The organism is Aeromicrobium sp. UC242_57, assembly GCF_044452305.1.
Taxonomy (GTDB): Bacteria; Actinomycetota; Actinomycetes; order Propionibacteriales; family Nocardioidaceae; genus Aeromicrobium.
Genome location: NZ_JBIOAM010000003.1, coordinates 254025 through 270729 on the forward strand (window position 1 = coordinate 254025; position 16705 = coordinate 270729).

A 16705-nucleotide genomic window follows, 5' to 3' on the forward strand; every position below is an offset into this window, starting at 1 on the left:
TCAGTTCTCCTTGCTCGTCGTCTTGTCAGCCTGGGGCGGGACGAACTGGGGTGGCCGCTTCTCCTGATGGGAGGCGAGACCCTCACGGACCTCGGGCCCACCGAAGCCGAGGAACTCCAATCCCAGTGAGGCCTCGAACGCGGGGCCGGCCATGCGGTACCAGTGATTCAGGCTGTGCTTGGTCCACCGGATCGCGGTCGGCGCGCCGGCTGCGAGCTGGGTGGCGATGCGATTGCCTTCGGTGATGACGTCGTCGTCATCGACGCATTTCGACACCAGGCCGATCCGCTCGGCCTCTTCGCCGAGCAGGGTGTCGCAGGTCAACAGGTAGTACTTGGCCTTGGCCATACCCGCCAGCAGCGGCCAGGCGATGACGGCGTGGTCTCCGGCGGCGACGCCCAGGCGGGTATGACCGTCGATGATCCGGGCCGTGCGGCCCACGACCGAGATGTCCGCGAGGATCGCGACGACCAGCCCGGCGCCCACAGCCGGACCGCGGACGGCCGAGATGACTGGTTTGCTGAACTTCAGCATGTTGGTGACGAGGTCGCGAGCCTCGCGCATGATTCGCATGCGGCTCTCGTAGTCGTTGATCATCTCGTCGATCAGCGCAAAGTTGCCGCCAGACGAGAACGCGGTGCCGGCTCCGTAGACCAGCACTGAGCGAACGTCGGGATCGGCCTCGATCGTCGGCCACACATCGGCGAGGTCTCGGTGCATCTGCGGCCCGACCGAGTTCAGGCTGGGGGAGTCGAGGACGAGGTGGAGCACGCCGTCGTCGTGGAGCTTCCAGTCGAAGGCTCGGGAAATCCTCGTACCTAGTGGACATCTGTACTCCTCGTGAAAGCAGGTGCGATAATTAGTTCAATAATAACATTGGATGACTTGCTGCGGATAGAGCCGCCAGCGTATAGTTTTATCATCTAAACATTTTAAGGAGTCTCTCATGGACTTTGGTCTCTCCGAGGAGCACGCCGCGCTCCAGCAGGTCGCGAAGCAATTCGTTGATCGGCACTGCCCCCCTGCTTTGGCGAAGGAGTGGGATGAGACCAATGCCTATCCCGCCGAGCTGTTCAAGGCGATCTCCGACATCGGCTGGCTGGGTCTGCCGTTCCCGGAAGAAGCTGGCGGCGACGAGGGCGGACCCATCGAGCTGGCGATCATCGCCGAGCAGCTCGGCCGTGCGAGCCTGGACATCGCGATGTGCTTCATCGGCACGTTGATCCCCTCCTTGACCGTCTACAAGTGGGGAACGGACGCGCAACGAGAGCACATTCGCGACAACATGCTCAAGGGCGTGGGTCGATACGCGGTGGCTATGAGCGAGCCCGGGACTGGATCGGACGCCGCAGCGCTGCGGTGCGAGGCAGTCGACAAGGGGGACCACTACGTCGTCAACGGTCAGAAGATGTGGTGCACGGGCGCAGGCCTGCCGGACACCAAGATCATGATGTACGTCCGCACCTCCAAAGGCGACAAGAAGCACCACGGCATCACCTTGCTGCTGGTCGATGCCGACACGCCAGGGCTCGAGCGCCGGCAAGCACCGACGTTGGCGCGTCACATCCTCGGTACCTATGAGATCTTCCTGACCGACGTCATCGTGCCCAAGGAGAATCTCGTCGGCGAGCAGGACCAGGCGTGGAAGATCATGCTGTCGAACCTGGAGCTGGAGCGGGTTCTGATGAGCGGCGGCTACGTAGGTGTCGCCCAGTCGACGCTCGACGAGGCGCTGGAGTATTCCAAGGTTCGCACGGCATTCGACCGACGGATCGGCGACTTCCAGTCCTTGGCCCATGACATGGCCAACATGCAGGTTGAGATCGATTCTGCGCGTCTGCTGGCCTACCGAGCGGCGTGGATGCTCTCCCAAGGGCTTGCGTGCTCGCGTGAGGGGGCCATGGCCAAGCTGAAGGGCTCTGAGACCTACGTCGCCGCTGCGCGACTCGGCATGCAGATCTGTGCGGGACACGGCTTCTCGACCGAGAGCGTCATGAGCTTCCGCTGGCGCGAGTCGATCGTTGCGCCGATCTCGGGCGGAACCAGCCAGATCCAACGCAACGGCATCGCGCGCAGCATGGGCCTGCGCGCGTACTGACCAAGGACATCGACATGACTCTTTTGAACGACCAGGTTGCGATCGTCACCGGTGGAGCGCAAGGGATAGGGCTGTCCATTGCACGCACGTTCGTCGATCATGGTGCCAAGGTCGTGCTCGGCGACTTGAACATCGAGGCCGCGCAGGCGGCGGCCGCGGAGCTGGGTGACGCCGCGTTTGCGGTGCGCTGCGACGTGACGTCGGAGTCCGACGTCCGTGGCTTGGTTGCAAGTGCGGTCGAGCGCTTCGGCGCGCTCGACATCATGGTCAACAACGCAGGCATCACCCGCGATGCGACGATGCGCAAGATGGAGCTGGACGATTTCCGCCTCGTGCTCGACATCCATCTGACCGGAACTTGGCTCGGTACTCGTGAGGCTGCGGCGGTCATGCGTCCCCGGGGGTCCGGCTCGATCATCAACATCTCGTCGATCTCGGGCAAGGTCGGCAACCTTGGCCAGACAAACTACAGCGCCGCGAAGGCCGGCATCGTCGGAATGACGAAGGCCGCTGCCAAAGAGGTGGCTCGCGATGGTGTCCGGGTCAATGCGATTCAACCGGGCCTCATCCGAACCGCGATGACCGAGGCCATGCCGCAGAAGGCGTGGGACGCCAAGATGGCCGAGATTCCGATGGACCGTGCCGGTGAACCGGCGGAGGTGGGCTCGGTCGCGACCTTCCTGGCCTCAGATCTTTCCAGCTACATGACCGGCACGGTGCTTGAGGTCACCGGCGGCCGGTACATGTGAACTCTCAACCAACGAACGGAGCACGATGATGAAGACATTCTCGACAGCCCAGGAGCTCACCGACGCCATCGGCGTCGAGCTCGGGCACAGCGATTGGCTCGAGGTCACCCAAGACCGCATCCAGCAGTTCGCTGACGCGACTGGTGATCAGCAGTGGATTCACGTCGATGTCGAGCGGGCCGCTGCCGGGCCCTTTGGTGCCACGATCGCGCACGGTTACCTGACGGCGTCGTTGATCCCTGTGCTCGTGCAGCAGATCTACCGCATCGATGCCAAGATGGGCGTCAACTACGGCCTCGACAGCTGCGGTTTCCGTCGCCGGTTCCGGTCGGCTCGCTGATCCGTGCCGCGTCATCGCTGAAAGAGGTCACCACTGTTGGTGACGCAGTGCAGGTCGTCACCACCACGACGATCACCGTCAAGGACTCCGAGAAGCCCTCGGTTGTCGCCGAGCACGTTGCGCGGTACTACCTGTGAGCGGCGTGCTGCGAGACGCAGTCATCTGCTCGCCCCTGCGGACGCCTGTGGGCCGTTATGGCGGTGTCTTCAAGGAGCTGAGCGCAACCCAGCTCGGCGCTCACGTCGTGCGCGAGCTCGTCAAGCGCACGGGCGTCGACCCCGCTGCGATCGATGATGTCCTGTTCGGCCAGTGCTATCCCAGCGGCGAGTCGCCGGCGCTTGGTCGGGTCGTCGCCCTCGACGCTGGACTGCCGGTTGAAGTGGCGGGCGTACAGATCGACCGCCGATGTGGTTCAGGCCTGCAAGGTGTCATCTGGGCGGCCATGCAAGTGCAGACCGGTGCAAGTGACGTGGTCATCGCAGGTGGTGCCGAGAGCATGAGTCAGGTCGAGTTCTACTCGCCGACGGCTCGATGGGGTGCCAAGGGGGAGTCGATCGTGTTCCACGACCGCCTCGCTCGTGCCCGTGTGACAGCTGGCGGTGAGAACTACCCGGTGCCCGATGGCATGCTGGAGACTGCGGAGAACTTGCGGGCCGAGTACTCGATCGCCCGTGAGGAGCAGGACGAGTACGCTCTCAGGTCGCAGCAGCGGGCCGTGGCCGCACAGGAGTCCGGGGCGTTCGACGACGAGATCGTGCCGATCGACGTCGTCGACCGCAAGGGCAACGTCACCACGGTGAGCAAGGACGAGCACCCACGTGCTGACACCTCGATCGAGTCGCTGAGCAGGCTCAAGCCGATTCTCGGCCGCAAGGATCCAGCGTCAACTGTGACCGCTGGCAACGCCAGCGGTCAGAACGATGGCGCGTCGGCGTGCCTGGTGACTACGCCCGAGAAGGCCGCCGAGCTGGGTCTGCAGCCCTTCGCCCGCCTCGTCTCGTGGGGCGCCGCAGGTGTTCCCCCGCGGACCATGGGCATTGGTCCGGTCCCCTGCTGTCAAGAAGACGCTCGATCGGGTCGGGCTTGGCCTGAAGGACATCGACCTCATCGAGCTCAATGAGGCCTTCGCGGCGCAGGTTCTTGCCTGCACCCGGGAGTGGGGTTTCGCCGACTCCGACTTCGACCGGTTCAACGTTCATGGCTCCGGCATCTCGCTTGGTCATCCAGTGGGAGCAACTGGCGGTCGCATCCTGGCGACGATGTTGCACGGCTGCGCCGCCGCGAAGCGCGGTACGCGTTGGAGACCATGTGCATCGGCGGCGGTCAGGGTCTGGCGGCGGTCTTCGAGCGGGTGGAGTGACTCGACTCCGCTCTCCTCTGGTGGCAGTGCTAGCGGCTTGCCTCTCGTACTCCCTGTTGCAGAGCTTGGCCCTGCCAACACTGCCCACCATGGCCACGACGTTCGACGTCGGCACCAGCACCACCGTCTCGGGTTGTGCTGGCCTTCATCCTGACATCGTGTTCCGCATCGCCCATCCTCGGCGCACTCGGTGACCGAGTCGGGCGTCGGCGCATGCTGCAGTTCAGCCTGCTCGCCTTCTTGATCGGCAGTCTGATCTCAGGTTTCGCCACCTCCATCACGATGGTGATAGCCGGGCGCGGGCTGCAAGGGGTGGGGGGAGCGGTGTTCCCCTTGGCGTTCAGCGTCATCGGAAGCGACCTCCCTCGCCGCCGAGTGGGCATGGCGCTAGGCCTGGTGTCGTCCTCGTTCAGCGTGGGCGGCGTGGTGGGCATGCCGCTGGGCGGCGTCATCATGGACGGTCTCAGCTGGCGGTGGTGCTACTTTCTGCCCGCTGGCCTGGCTGTGGTCGCACTGGTCCTCGTGCAGGGGTCTGTCCGCCAAGGGGTGAGTGGCGACAAGCGCTCGATCGACGTGCTGGGTGGGGTGCTGGTCGCGGGCTGGCTCACGACCCTGCTCCTGGGCATGACATCGGGCGCGCAGGTCGGCTGGACGAGCGTGCCGACTGTCTCGTTGATCGGCGTGGCGATCGTGACCTTCGCGGCGTGGATCGTGATCGAGCTTCGAGTGGCGGCGCCCTTGATCGACGTACGGTTGTTGGCCCGTACGCCTGCGCCGTTGGCGTCTCTGGCAGCTTTGGCGACCGGGTGGGTCCAGATCGGCGTCATCTCCCTGCTCCCCGTCCACCTGGGCGCTGCGTCCGGACTCGACCTGTCAGCCTCGCAGATCGGACTGTTGTACGTGCCCGGCTTCGCAGTCGCGATGATCGTCGCCCCGATCGGCGGAGCGCTCGGCGGCCGCCACGGGTACCGGCCGGTGCTCCTTGCCGGCCTGGGCCTGGCCGGGGCCTCACTGATCCTGCCTGCACTGGTCGACGAACCATGGGCGTTCGTCGTCTTCCTGGGGGTCGCGATGAGTGGGGTGACGATGGCGTTCTCGGCCTTGCCTGGCCTGCTGGTGACCAGCTTGCCGGGCGATGTCGCTGGCGGGATCACGGGGATGAACACCGTCTTCCGCAGTGTCGGCGGTGCCATCGGTGCTCAGGTCGGAGCCACCTTGATGGGAGTCTCAGGCTCGTTCGGCGTCTTCTTGTGGGTGAGTATCGCGGTGATGGCGATCTCGTTGGTCGTGTCGATACTGCTGCCCACGAATGCTGGTGAGAGCAAGGCACCTTTGATAGAGTTAAATAGTTAAGTAATTACCGGAGGGTTCACATGACCAATGTCGTGATCGTCGAAGCCGTACGTTCTGCCGTGGGCAAGAGGCGGGGAGGGTTGTCACAGGTCCTTGCGCCCGACCTGTTCTCCGATGTCCTGAAGGGACTCATCAATCGGGCTGGCGTCGACTCCTCCATCGTCGAGCAGGTCACGGGCGGCTGCGTGAGCCAGGTCGGTCAGCAGTCGGGCAACGTGACCCGCAGCGCCTGGCTTGCTGCCGGGCTCGACCAACGTGCCGCTGCGTCGACCATCCACGCCCAGTGCGGATCGGCGCAGCAGGCCTTCACCCTTGCCTACGGGCTGGTGGCCGGTGGCGTCGCGGAAGTCGCGGTGGCCGGAGGCGTCGAGTCGATGGACCAGGTGCCGATGACCTCCAGCGTCGTGCCTGAGCTGGGCCCATCGAAGACTCCGCGATACGCCGAGCACTACGAGATCACCACCCAGTTCGAAGCAGCCGACCGGATCGCCGAGACGTGGGGATTCTCCCGTGACGACCTAGAGACGTTCGCGGTGCTCTCGCAAGACCGCGCCGCCGCCGCTGTCGCCGGGGGTCGGTTCGACGGCCAGATCATTCCCGTCGAGGCGCCCACGGTCGACGAGAATGGCCAGGTCAACGGCTCAAAGGTCATCAGCGTCGACGAAGGGCCACGTCCCACGACCCGCGACGGCCTTGCCAAGCTGCGAGTCAACCTTCCCGATCGTCCCGGGGCGCTGCACACGGCCGCCACTTCCTCGCAGATCTCAGACGGCGCGTCCGGGCTGCTCCTCATGTCGGAGGAGCGGGCTGCGCAGCTCGACCTGACACCTCGCGCCCGCATCGTCGACTCGCTGATGATCGGCAACGACCCGGTCATGATGCTGACCGGTCCGATCCCGGCGACGCAGCGCATTCTTGAGCGCAACAACCTGACACTGGACGACATCGATGTCATCGAGATCAACGAGGCCTTTGCCTCGGTGGTCCTTGCCTGGCAGCACGAGGTCAAGGCCGACCTTGCGAAGGTCAACGTCAACGGTGGCGCGATCGCCCTCGGTCATCCCCTGGGTGCGACGGGCGGCGTTCTCCTGACGAAGGCGCTCAACGGCTCGAGCGTATCGGCGGGCGCTACGCCTTGGTCACGATGTGCGTTGGCGGCGGCATGGGCACGGGGACGATCATTGAACGCCTCTGATCTGCCACTGAACGCCTCTGATCTGCACCGAGCCGGGGAGACCGTCACATGACCGGACCGTTGGACGGTGTGCTGGTAGTCGCACTCGAACAGGCGGTCAGCGCGCCGTTCGCATCGCGGCACCTGGCTGACATGGGTGCGCGCGTGATCAAGATCGAGCGCGTAGGCGAAGGTGACTTCGCTCGTGACTACGACGACGAGGTGCGTGGAATGGCGAGCCACTTCGTGTGGGTCAACCGCAACAAGGAGTCACTGGCACTTGACGTCAAGTCGCCTGCGGGCCGTGCTGTTCTCGATGATCTCATCGATCGCGCTGACGTCGTGATCCAGAACCTTGCGCCCGGCACGGCCGAACGTATGGGTCTGACCGCTTCGCAGCTCGTCGAACAGCACCCCCGTCTGATCGCGGTCGACATCTCCGGCTATGGCCAGGGTGGTCCGTACGAGACCAAACGGGCCTACGATCTGCTGGTCCAGGCCGAGACCGCCTCGATCTCGACGACCGGATGGGCCGATCGTCCGGCCAAGCCGGGCATCCCGATCGCTGACCTGACGGCCGGCATGTATGCGTACAGCAGCATCCTGGCGGCCTTGTACGAGCGCGAGCGGACTGGGCAGGGACGTGCGATCGGCGTTAGCTTGTTCGACGCGATCTCGGAGTGGATGGGCTACAGCATCTACTACACGTCTGCGAGCGGAAAGCGACACGAACCGAACGGGATCAGCCATCCTTCGCTGTCGCCGTATGAATCCTTCGCGACGAGCGACGGACGCTTGGTCGTGCTCGGGGTGCAGAACGATCGCGAGTGGGAACGACTGGCGCGCGACGTGCTTCAGCAGCCGGAGCTTGCGACGGACCCCCGGTTTGCCACGGGGACGGCACGCACCGCCCATCGCGATCAGGTCACGGCGATATGCGCCGAAGTGATGGCCAAGCACACCCTCGATGAGGCCATCGAAGTTCTCGACGCCGCCGGAGTTGCCTGCGGCCGGGTCAACTACTCCGACGAACTGGTGTCGCACCCGCAGCTTGATCTCGCGATCGTTGGCGCGACGTCGATTCGCCGGTCGGTCCGATTCGCTCCTTGCTGCCTCCTCCGATCTCACCAGGGTGGGAGCCGCGGATGGAGCCCATACCCGATATCGGTGAGCACAGCCGAGCGCTGCTGGCCGAGATCGGTCGAAACGCAGATCAGATCGCCGAGCTGTTGGCACAGGGCGTGATCGGTGCGCCGGTGGGCGCTCCCGGAGCGGCTGACAACGAAGCAGACACGACCACGGAAGAGGGCAGATGATGGATCAGATGGAGCTCGAGGAGATTCTCGAGGGTGTACGCAACTTCGTCCGGCAAGAGGTCGTGCCGCTCGAGGCGCAGATCGACGACGCTGACGAGATCCCGGCAGAGATCATCGCGCAGGCCAAGGCGATGGGCCTCTATGGCTTCGCGATCCCCGAGGAGTACGGGGGACTCGGGCTGAGCATGGCCGAGGAGGCGCAGCTCGTCTTCGAGCTCGGCTGGACGACGCCATCGTTCCGCTCGCTGTTCGGCACGAACAACGGCATCGCGGGTCACACTCTGCTCGAGGGTGGCACCGAGGAGCAGAAGAAGACCTATCTGCCCGAGCTCGCCAGTGGCGAGTGGGTGGCCAGCTTCGGTCTGACTGAGCCCGACGCCGGCTCTGATCCGGCGACCATGACGACCAAGGCGGTTCGCGACGGCGACGACTGGGTCATCGACGGCGCCAAGCGCTACATCACGAACTCGCCGGTGGCCGATGTCGTGATGGTCTTCGCTCGGACGTCGCCTGACAAGCCGCCAGCTCAGGGCGTGTCTGTCTTCATGGTGCCGACCTCGTCACCCGGACTCTCGATCGGTCCGAAGGACAAGAAGATGGGTCAGGCCGGCGCGTGGAGTGCCGACGTCATCTTGGAGGGCGTACGGGTCCCGCACTCGGCCATGATCGGAGAACAGGAAGGTGCCGGGTATGTCACGGCGATGCGTAGCCTCGCCCACGGACGGGTCCACATCGCGGCGCTCTGCGTGGGGATGGCCCAGCGGCTGGTCGAGGAGTCGTTGACCTTCGCGCTCGATCGCAAGGCGGGGGGCACGCCCATCGCCGACTTCCAGCTCATCCAGGCGTTGCTGGCCGATTCCAAGACTGACACGATGGCGGCGCGTGCCCTTGTTCTCGATGTCGCACGCAAGTTTGACGACGGTAGCGACACGAAGATGGGACCAGCCACGGCGAAGTACTTCGCGAGCGAGGCCGTGGGGCGCGTCGCAGATCGTGCCGTGCAGATTCACGGCGGATCTGGCTACATGCGCGGAGTGGCAGTCGAGCGGTTCTACCGTGATGCACGCTTGTTCCGCATCTACGAGGGCACAAGCCAGATCCAGCAGCTGGTCATTGCGCGTCAGATGATTTCGCGCTGCACGCACCACAGGAGGTCGATGATGGATTTGTCACTGACACCGGAGCTACGTGAGTTCCGCGACGAGGTTCGCACCTGGCTCGATGAGCATCTGGTGGGAGAGTTCGCTGAGATTCGCGGCGAAGGCTTCTCGTGGGACGACAGCTTCTGGGATCTGCGAATCGCGTGGGACAAGGCTGGCCGCCGACAACTGGCTGTGCATTGGCTGGCCCAAGGAGTACGGAGGTCGCGACGCAACTGTAGACGGCAGCCGTCTTCCAGCTTGAGTATGCGCGTTCGAACGCCCCGTATCGAGGTTCGGTCCAGGGGCAGGACCTCCTTGGTCCGACTCTGCTCGGCTTTGCGAGCGAAGAGATCAAGCAGCGATTCTTGCCCAGGATCCTCGCGGTCGACGAGTTCTGGGGCCAGGGTTTCAGCGAACCGGGGGCAGGGTCGGATCTTGCAGGTCTCCGTACGAAAGCCGTGCTTGATGGTGACGAGTGGGTCATCGACGGACAGAAGGTGTGGACGTCCGCGGGTGCTCGTGCCGACTGGATGTACGTGTTGTGCCGCACCGACCCCGACGCCCCTCGGCACAAGGGCATCTCGATGCTCCTTATCCCCGTTGACCAGCCAGGAGTCGAGGTCAGGCCGATCAAGAACATCCTCGGCGGAGCGGAGTTCTGCGAGGTGTTCTTCACCGGTGCGCGAACCTCGGTCGACATGGTCGTCGGAGAGGTCAACGCCGGCTGGGGTGTCGCGATGGGCGCACTCGGCACCGAACGAGGCACGACGTTGCTGGCCGAGCACCTGCGCATTGCAGGCGAGGTTCGCCAGATGATCGACGAGGCACGGACCTCTGGTGCCACGGAGCGTGCAGTCATGCGGGCTGATCTGGCTCGGGCCTGGTCGGAGGCCAAGATCATGGAGTGGAACGGCTTGCGGCTGATGAGCGCGATCAAGGGCCGCGGTCCGAACCCCGAGGTGCATGCATCGATCGCCAAGGTCTTCGCGAGCGAGGCGCATCGCCGTATGGGCGAGGCTGCCATGCGTGCTGAGGGTTCGCGCAGCGAGCTCGTGGGAGAGGGGTACGGCCTCGATCGGCTGCAGCAGATCTTCTTGTCGAGCCGTGCCGAGACGATCTACGGCGGAACGAGCCAGATCCAGTACAACGTCCTGTCCGAGCGTACGCTCGGCTTGCCACGTGAGCCGCGTCGCGCCTGAGAGTCATGCCTGATCCGGCCGGGGAAGCTTGCTGCTCCCGGCCGGATCACCTCTTTGTTCAGCTCTCGGGGGCCTGGAACTCTGGCTCGACCCACCACGGGTACGGGGCTGGAGTCTGCGAGGCCGGAGTCGGGAAGATCGGGGCGCGGCGCTCCAGGAACGACTGCACACCCTCGCGGGCATCCGGCAGGGCTCCGAGATGCAGCAAGGCCTCGGACTCCAGCTCGTTGGCTGTCATGGGGTGGTCGACGCTGAGCCCGCGCCACATCATCTGCCGGGTCAAGGCGACGGCAATCGGCGCGCTGTGAGAGGCAATGCCGGAGGCGATCTCCATGGCTCGTGACAGGACGTCCTCCTGGGGCACGACTTCTTGCACGAGGCCTTGTGCCAGCGCCTCGTCGGCAGTGAAGGTCTTGCCGGTGGTGGCCCAGTACATCGCTGTCGAGATACCTACGATGCGAGGCAGGAACCACGTGCTGCACGACTCCGGTACGATGCCTCGGCGGACGAATGGCACTGCGAATCGGGACGTGGCACTACATACTCGGATGTCCATCGGCAGCACCATCGAGACGCCGATTCCTACGGCGGTGCCGTTGATGGCCGCGATGACCGGTCGGGTCGACCGGTAGATCGCCACGGCCAGCTCGCCTCCGACGTCACGGCGCCCGCCGCGCAGCGGCTTGAATGCCCCGCTGCCTGCCGAGAATCCGTCGGGAGCGCGCAAGTCGGTTCCGTGCGAGAAGGTGTCGCCAGCTCCGGTGACCACGATGGCCCGTACGTCGTCGCAGGTCGTCCCGAACTCGAATGCCGCGAGCAAGCGTCGAGAACGGCATATGTGACGGTGTTGTGCTCGGTCGCACGATCGATGGTGATCAGCAGGACGTTGTCGTCCAGTGCCAGGCGAATCTCGTCGGTCGCGGGAAGAACGCTCACTTAGATCACTTCCGCCTGGCGAAGGGCCTGAACCTCGGCGGCGCTCATGCCCAGCAAGGACGTCATGACATCGTCCGTGTCCTGTCCGAGTGTCGGAGGCGCGGAGTATCGCTCGACCGGTGACTCGGTCATTCGCACGGGATACCGTAGACCCGGTATCTCGCCAGCTGACCGTGATCCATCGAGATCTGCATCTGGCGGTGGCGCACCTGGGGGTCCTCGAGGGCTGAACGGATGTCGTTGACCGGGCTCACCGGAACGTCGACCGCCTCGAGCGCCTCGATCCACGTGCGAGCCGGACGCTGGATGAAGACCTTCTCCAGAATGTCCAGCAGCTCCAGGCGATGCTCGATGCGGGCGGCAATGCTGTTGAACCGCGGATCGTCGATCAGGTCAGGTTGCCCGACAGCAGCACAGGCGCGGGTGAACTGTGGATTGGTGGTTGCGACCAGGAAGATCTGCTGCCCGTCGGAGCACAGGAATGCCTGTGATGGTATGCCGCCGAAGCCCCCGTTGCCGCGTCGTTCAGGAACTTCGCCGCTCACCAGGAAGTTCTCGACGTAGTGCGACATCGATGCGATGCCGCAGTCGACCGGGGAGATGTCCAGGTGCTGTCCGGCTCCGCCGTTGTCGCGGTGGCGCAAGGCGGCAAGGACTGCTGTGCTCGTGTACAGCCCGGTCAAGATGTCGACGAGCGACAGGCCGGACTTCATCGGGGCCCGCTCCCGGCTGCCCGTCCGGTACTCCGGAGACACTCATCATGCCGCTGACGGCCTGGAATATGCCGTCGTAGCCGGCGCGGTGACTGTACGGGCCGTCCTGTCCGAATCCGGTGACCGAGGCATAGACAAGCCGTGGAAATCTGGCGTGCAGCTCGTCGAACCCGAAACCGTACTTGGTGAGCACGCCAGGTCGAAAGTTCTCGACGAGGACGTCGCTGCGCGCGATGAGATCGAGCAGGATCTGCTTGCCGTGGTCGGTCGTGTAGTCCAGCGTCACCGAGCGTTTGTTGCGGTTGCAGCTGAGGTAGAACGCGGACATGCCGTTGGCGTCACCCGGCTCCAAGAATGGGGGACCGTACTGACGAGAGTCGTCGCCGACGGCCGGGCGCTCTACCTTGATGACCTCGGCTCCGAGGTCCCCGAGCGTCTGGGTGGCCAGGGGCGCTGCGAGCACCCGACTAAGGTCGAGCACTCTGGTTCCGGCAAGGGCTTTACTCATGCCACTCCTCTTCCTGTTGTCCTGCTACTGTACTCGCAAATAGTTAGTTTATTGAGAGGTATGTGTCATGATGGATGATCTTCGAGCTCGGCTTGATCTCGAGTCCGTCGGGGGCGACCGGTTCGTAGGTCACGCGGCGCTCGAACCTGGCTGGATCTACGGGGGCGAGGTGGCAACTCAGGCCGTCTCCGCAGCCAATGCCACGGTGTCGGACGACCGCTCACCGCACAGCCTCCAGTCGACCTACCTGCGTCGAGGCAACCCCAAGGTGCCCGTCGAGTACGAGGTGACGCGTCTGCGCGACGGCCGTTCGTTCTCGACTCGTGAGGTCGTCGCGACGCAGGAAGGGCGCGCAATCTTCAGCGGAGTCATCGGATACCACGTGGCCGAAGAAGGCTTCGAGCATCAAGATCCGATGCCGCAGGCGCCAGCTCCTGAGAGCTTGCCGACGATCTTCGAGGCCGAAGACACGGAGGGAAAGGGCTGGAGCACATGGACGACACGGCATCCCGAGATCGAGCTGCGTCCGGTGTCGCCGGACCTCGATGATCCTCAGGGGCGTCGACAGTTCTGGTTTCGGTACTCCTTCGACGACGCCATGGACCCGCGGCGCCAGGCTGTCTACGCGGTGTATGCGAGCGACTTCACGATGATCTCGTCGATCCGACTGCCGCACGAGCCGGGCCATCACAAGCTTCTTCATGTCCACGCTCAGCCACAACTTCTACATCCATCGGCCCTTCCGGGCGACCGACTGGCATCTGATCGAGCACTTCTCTCCGGTTGCGGCTGGGGCCAGGGGCTTGTCGATCTCGCAGGTCTTCACCCCCGATGGCCTGCTAGTCGCATCGGGCTTCCAGGAAGGCCTGGCGAGGCCGTTCGTCGGTGACGACTCGTAGGGGCTGATGGTGTCGGCGAACAGATCCGCCGACACCATCAGGGCTCACGCTCCCACAGAGTCCGCCGCTCTCGTGGCGAGCCACGGCGCAGGATCTTGCCGCTGGGGTTGCGTGGCATGGCTTCGACGAGCTCCCAGTCGGTCGGCACCTTGAAGCCGGCAAGCTGGCGACGTGCGTAGGTGCGGAGCTCCTCGAAGGAGATCTCTTCGCCAGCCGTCGCGACCAAGTAGGCCTTGATGGTCTCGCCGAGGCGCTGATCGGGCACGCCGACAACGGCGGCCTCTCGGACGGCCGGATGCGTCTCGAGCACCTGCTCGACCTCCAGGGGGAACACGTTCTCGCCGCCACGAATGATCTTGTCTCCGCGGCGGCCGACCAAGAAGAGATACTCGCCTTCGAATCGTCCCAGATCGCCGGTGTGCTGCCAGCCGTCCTCGTCGACGACGAACGAGTGGCCGCCGCGAGCCCACACCTCGCCGACGCCGTCGTCGTCCGGTTCGTGCAGGTAGATCTCGGTCTCCGGCGCGGCGCGGCCTACCGAGCTCAGCAGCCTTTCTTCGCCGTTGGCTGCCCGCCGGTGGTCTTCGGGGTCGAGCACAGAGACCGGGCTTCCTTCGGTCTGTCCGAACAGGTTGACGAAGTCGACTGAGGGCAGGACGTCCTGCACGTTGCGCATCGTGTGCGGGTGGATCGGTGAGCCGCCATATCCGATGACCCTGAGGCTCGGCAGCGAGAGCGCACCGGCGTCGAGCAGTATCTCGATGACTGATGGCACCAGCACGGCATGCGTCGGATCGACGGCCTCGAGGCTGCGCCACGCATCGACGCTGAAGGATGGAAACATGACGACGGTCGCTCCGTTGGCAAGAGCCACTGCGATGTTGCCCAAGGCACCGACATGGTGAAACAGTGCTGCCGTCACCAGCCGATCTCCTGGGTGGAGGTCGAGCAGGAGCCCGTTGACGTCGCCGCGTCGGCCCAGTGGGCGCTCGGCAACCGCGACTTGCTTGGGCAGGCCCGTGGTGCCGGACGTGTGCATCATGAATGCGGTGGACGACGGATCCTGGTGGGGGACCAGCCGTCGTCAGCCAGGACGGGGCCGTCGATGAACACGACGCGCTTGTCGGATGCCTCGGCGAGCGCTTGCGCCATGTCGGCCCATTCGGGCTCGGCGAGCAGGACGTCGCCGCGCAGGTTGGAGACGCAGGCATGCAGCTCACGGAACGTCATGCGGGGGGCAAGTGGGGCAAGCGGGCGACCGGACAATGCTCCGGCCAGCAGGAGGGCGATAGAAGCTGGCCGGGTCGCCAGCAGGGCGGGAATCGGCGTGCCGGGCTCCTGGCCAAGCGACTGGATCAGTCTCACTGCGCCTGCCGTCATCCGCGCATAGTCGCTGCGCGACCACGTCTGCACGCTGTCGGCTTCGACCGCGACGATGGCCGGCACGTCTTGATCTCGACCGAGGTGGTCGAGCACTCGCTCGGACCACGTGGGGAAAGGGGGCGGTTCCAATTGTGCTGAAGCCACGGAGGTCCTCCTAGATACAATCGCGAGTATTTAGTCTAATGTATAACTAGGTAGACAATTGCTCGGCGGGGTTGGAACATGTCAACCGCGACCCGACGGCAGTGCCGCACCCTGAAAGGATGCACTATGAGTAACATCACGAGCGACGTTCCTTATCTCGCCACCGGTCTGACCTGGGAGGACATGGTGGCCGGAAGCGCATTTCGCACCGCGTCGCGCACCGTGACCGAGTCCGACCTGATGAGCTTCGTGAACCTAGGAGGCTTCAATGAGCCTTTGTTCTACGACTCCAGCCATGCCGCTGCCGGGGGCTACACCGGACGCCTCATCCCTGGTGCCCTGATCTACGTGATCGCCGAGGGGCTGATCCTCCAGACCAATGCGCTGCACGGCACCGGGCTCGCCTTCATGCGCATGGAGTACTCGGTGCAGTCGCCGGTGTACGTCGGTGACACCTTGCACGTGATCGTCGAGACGACGGAGTCGCGGGCTTCGAGCAAGCCGGGCCGCGGAGTCGTGACCACTCGCTGCGCGATCATCAACCAGCGGGGCGAAGAGGTCGCCTACTTCACACCCGTGCGCCTGATCCGGGGCCGTGACTTCGTCGAGACAGGAGCCTGACATGTCCGAGACCATCCTGGTCGAGGCGGACGGTGGCGTTCGTATCCTCACCCTCAATCGTCCCGATGCGATGAATTCGTTCGACGATGAACTGCACTCGGCTTTTGCCTCGGTGCTGCGCGATGTGTGTCGTGACAAGGATGCTCGCGCGATCGTCCTGACCGGCGCGGGCCGCGCGTTCAGTGCCGGCGGCAATATCGAGGACTTCGAGACCTTCGCCAACGATATTGAGCTTCGGCGCGCCTCCTTGCGGGACGGACGCCAGATCTTCGAGGATCTCGTCAACGTGCATCTACCGGTCATCGCTGCCGTCAACGGCCCAGCGGTGGGCCTGGGTGCCACGATCGCCTCGTTGGCCGACATGGTCTTCATCTCGGAGAAGGCATTCATGGCTGATCCGCACGTCACCGTGGCGCTCGTCGCTGGTGACGGTGGAGCGATCACCTGGCCGCTCAACGCAGGCCTCCTGCGAGCCAAAGAGTTCTTGCTGACCGGTGACAGGATCTCAGCGCAAGTGGCGGTCGAGATCGGCATGGCGAACCGCGTGGTTTCTCCTGAGAACCTCATGTCCGAGGCAGTCGCCTATGCGCATCGCCTGGCCGCCATGCCGCCGCAGGCAATTCAAGACACCAAGGCCGTGCTCAACCAGCACCTGCGGCAGGCGGCCGTGCATTCTCTCAACTTCGGATTCGCCGCCGAGAGTCAATCACACGACACAGCCGAGTACCGGGCTGTGCCCGAGACGTTCCGCGCGAGGAAGAAGTGATGCG

17 protein-coding genes and 4 pseudogenes are annotated in these 16705 nt (G+C 64.6%); 15 read left to right on the forward strand and 6 right to left on the reverse strand.

Going from position 1 to position 16705, the window contains the following annotated elements; translation table 11 throughout:
- A complete protein-coding gene (locus tag ACHMWU_RS11045) occupies nt 1-771 on the reverse strand; it encodes an enoyl-CoA hydratase/isomerase family protein (protein ID WP_396043659.1) in 771 nt (256 codons plus the stop codon).
- A gap of 175 nt (nt 772-946) precedes the next feature.
- Here ACHMWU_RS11045 and ACHMWU_RS11050 point away from each other — a divergent pair, with 175 nt between their 5' ends.
- The 11 genes and pseudogenes from ACHMWU_RS11050 (at nt 947) to ACHMWU_RS11100 (ending at nt 10731) form a co-directional block, all read left to right on the forward strand.
- Nucleotides 947-2098, forward strand: a complete 1152-nt coding sequence (locus ACHMWU_RS11050; RefSeq protein ID WP_396043661.1) for an acyl-CoA dehydrogenase family protein — start codon at nt 947-949, stop codon at nt 2096-2098.
- Nucleotides 2099-2112: 14 nt separating this feature from the next.
- Nucleotides 2113-2847 (forward strand): 3-oxoacyl-ACP reductase FabG, encoded by a 735-nt coding sequence (gene fabG, locus ACHMWU_RS11055; protein WP_396043663.1) that lies wholly within the window; start codon nt 2113-2115, stop codon nt 2845-2847.
- Between the two features lie 25 nt (nt 2848-2872).
- Nucleotides 2873-3187, forward strand: coding sequence for a MaoC family dehydratase (locus tag ACHMWU_RS11060; protein ID WP_396043665.1), 315 nt, complete (start codon nt 2873-2875; stop codon nt 3185-3187).
- A gap of 142 nt (nt 3188-3329) precedes the next feature.
- A complete protein-coding gene (locus ACHMWU_RS11065; protein WP_396043667.1) occupies nt 3330-4307 on the forward strand; it encodes an acetyl-CoA C-acyltransferase in 978 nt (325 codons plus the stop codon).
- Nucleotides 4225-4401, forward strand: a pseudogene (locus ACHMWU_RS11070) (acetyl-CoA C-acyltransferase); the annotation flags it as partial. The gene ACHMWU_RS11065 and the pseudogene ACHMWU_RS11070, both read left to right, overlap by 83 nt.
- 211 nt (nt 4402-4612) lie before the next feature.
- Nucleotides 4613-4741 (forward strand): hypothetical protein, encoded by a 129-nt coding sequence (locus ACHMWU_RS11075; protein ID WP_396046982.1) that lies wholly within the window; start codon nt 4613-4615, stop codon nt 4739-4741.
- Nucleotides 4683-5900, forward strand: coding sequence for an MFS transporter (locus tag ACHMWU_RS11080; protein WP_396043669.1), 1218 nt, complete (start codon nt 4683-4685; stop codon nt 5898-5900). Before ACHMWU_RS11075 ends, ACHMWU_RS11080 begins: the two co-directional genes overlap by 59 nt.
- Nucleotides 5901-5920: 20 nt before the next feature.
- Nucleotides 5921-7147, forward strand: coding sequence for an acetyl-CoA C-acyltransferase (locus ACHMWU_RS11085; RefSeq protein ID WP_396043671.1), 1227 nt, complete (start codon nt 5921-5923; stop codon nt 7145-7147).
- Nucleotides 7144-8319 carry a CaiB/BaiF CoA transferase family protein gene (locus ACHMWU_RS11090; RefSeq protein ID WP_396043673.1) on the forward strand — a complete coding sequence of 392 codons (1176 nt, stop codon included), beginning with the start codon at nt 7144-7146 and terminating at the stop codon, nt 8317-8319. The genes ACHMWU_RS11085 and ACHMWU_RS11090 overlap by 4 nt, the downstream gene beginning before the upstream one ends.
- A 79-nt stretch (nt 8320-8398) precedes the next feature.
- A pseudogene (locus ACHMWU_RS11095) lies at nt 8399-9457 on the forward strand (acyl-CoA dehydrogenase family protein); the annotation flags it as partial.
- A 440-nt stretch (nt 9458-9897) separates the two neighbouring features.
- Nucleotides 9898-10731 (forward strand): acyl-CoA dehydrogenase family protein, encoded by an 834-nt coding sequence (locus tag ACHMWU_RS11100; RefSeq protein WP_396043675.1) that lies wholly within the window; start codon nt 9898-9900, stop codon nt 10729-10731.
- A 58-nt stretch (nt 10732-10789) separates the two neighbouring features.
- Here the strand turns inward: ACHMWU_RS11100 and ACHMWU_RS11105 are convergent, their stop codons facing one another.
- From ACHMWU_RS11105 to ACHMWU_RS11115, 3 genes and pseudogenes are all read right to left on the reverse strand, one after another.
- The gene (locus ACHMWU_RS11105) at nt 10790-11551 is read right to left on the reverse strand and encodes an enoyl-CoA hydratase-related protein (protein WP_396043677.1); all 762 of its coding nucleotides are present in this window, start codon (nt 11549-11551) and stop codon (nt 10790-10792) included.
- 244 nt (nt 11552-11795) lie between these two features.
- Nucleotides 11796-12380, reverse strand: coding sequence for a CoA transferase (locus tag ACHMWU_RS11110; RefSeq protein WP_396043679.1), 585 nt, complete (start codon nt 12378-12380; stop codon nt 11796-11798).
- Between the two features lie 25 nt (nt 12381-12405).
- Nucleotides 12406-12888 (reverse strand): annotated as a pseudogene (locus ACHMWU_RS11115) (CaiB/BaiF CoA transferase family protein); the annotation flags it as partial.
- Between the two features lie 70 nt (nt 12889-12958).
- Here ACHMWU_RS11115 and ACHMWU_RS11120 point away from each other — a divergent pair.
- Nucleotides 12959-13249, forward strand: a pseudogene (locus ACHMWU_RS11120) (acyl-CoA thioesterase); the annotation flags it as partial.
- A gap of 340 nt (nt 13250-13589) precedes the next feature.
- On the forward strand, nt 13590-13787 hold the full coding sequence (locus tag ACHMWU_RS11125) for a hypothetical protein (RefSeq protein ID WP_396043681.1): 198 nt from the start codon (nt 13590-13592) through the stop codon (nt 13785-13787).
- A gap of 37 nt (nt 13788-13824) precedes the next feature.
- Here the strand turns inward: ACHMWU_RS11125 and ACHMWU_RS11130 are convergent, their stop codons facing one another.
- Together ACHMWU_RS11130 and ACHMWU_RS11135 are read right to left on the reverse strand one after the other, a co-directional pair.
- Complete coding sequence (locus ACHMWU_RS11130; protein WP_396043683.1) at nt 13825-14829, reverse strand: class I adenylate-forming enzyme family protein; 1005 nt, start codon at nt 14827-14829, stop codon at nt 13825-13827.
- Nucleotides 14826-15233 (reverse strand): hypothetical protein, encoded by a 408-nt coding sequence (locus ACHMWU_RS11135; protein WP_396043685.1) that lies wholly within the window; start codon nt 15231-15233, stop codon nt 14826-14828. Before ACHMWU_RS11135 ends, ACHMWU_RS11130 begins: the two co-directional genes overlap by 4 nt.
- A gap of 207 nt (nt 15234-15440) precedes the next feature.
- Between ACHMWU_RS11135 and ACHMWU_RS11140 the strand changes: the two genes are divergently transcribed.
- Entirely contained in the window at nt 15441-15935 is a 495-nt protein-coding gene (locus ACHMWU_RS11140) for a MaoC family dehydratase (RefSeq protein ID WP_396043687.1), read from the forward strand.
- A gap of 1 nt (nt 15936) precedes the next feature.
- Nucleotides 15937-16701, forward strand: coding sequence for an enoyl-CoA hydratase/isomerase family protein (locus tag ACHMWU_RS11145; protein ID WP_396043689.1), 765 nt, complete (start codon nt 15937-15939; stop codon nt 16699-16701).
- Nucleotides 16702-16705 lie beyond the last annotated feature (4 nt).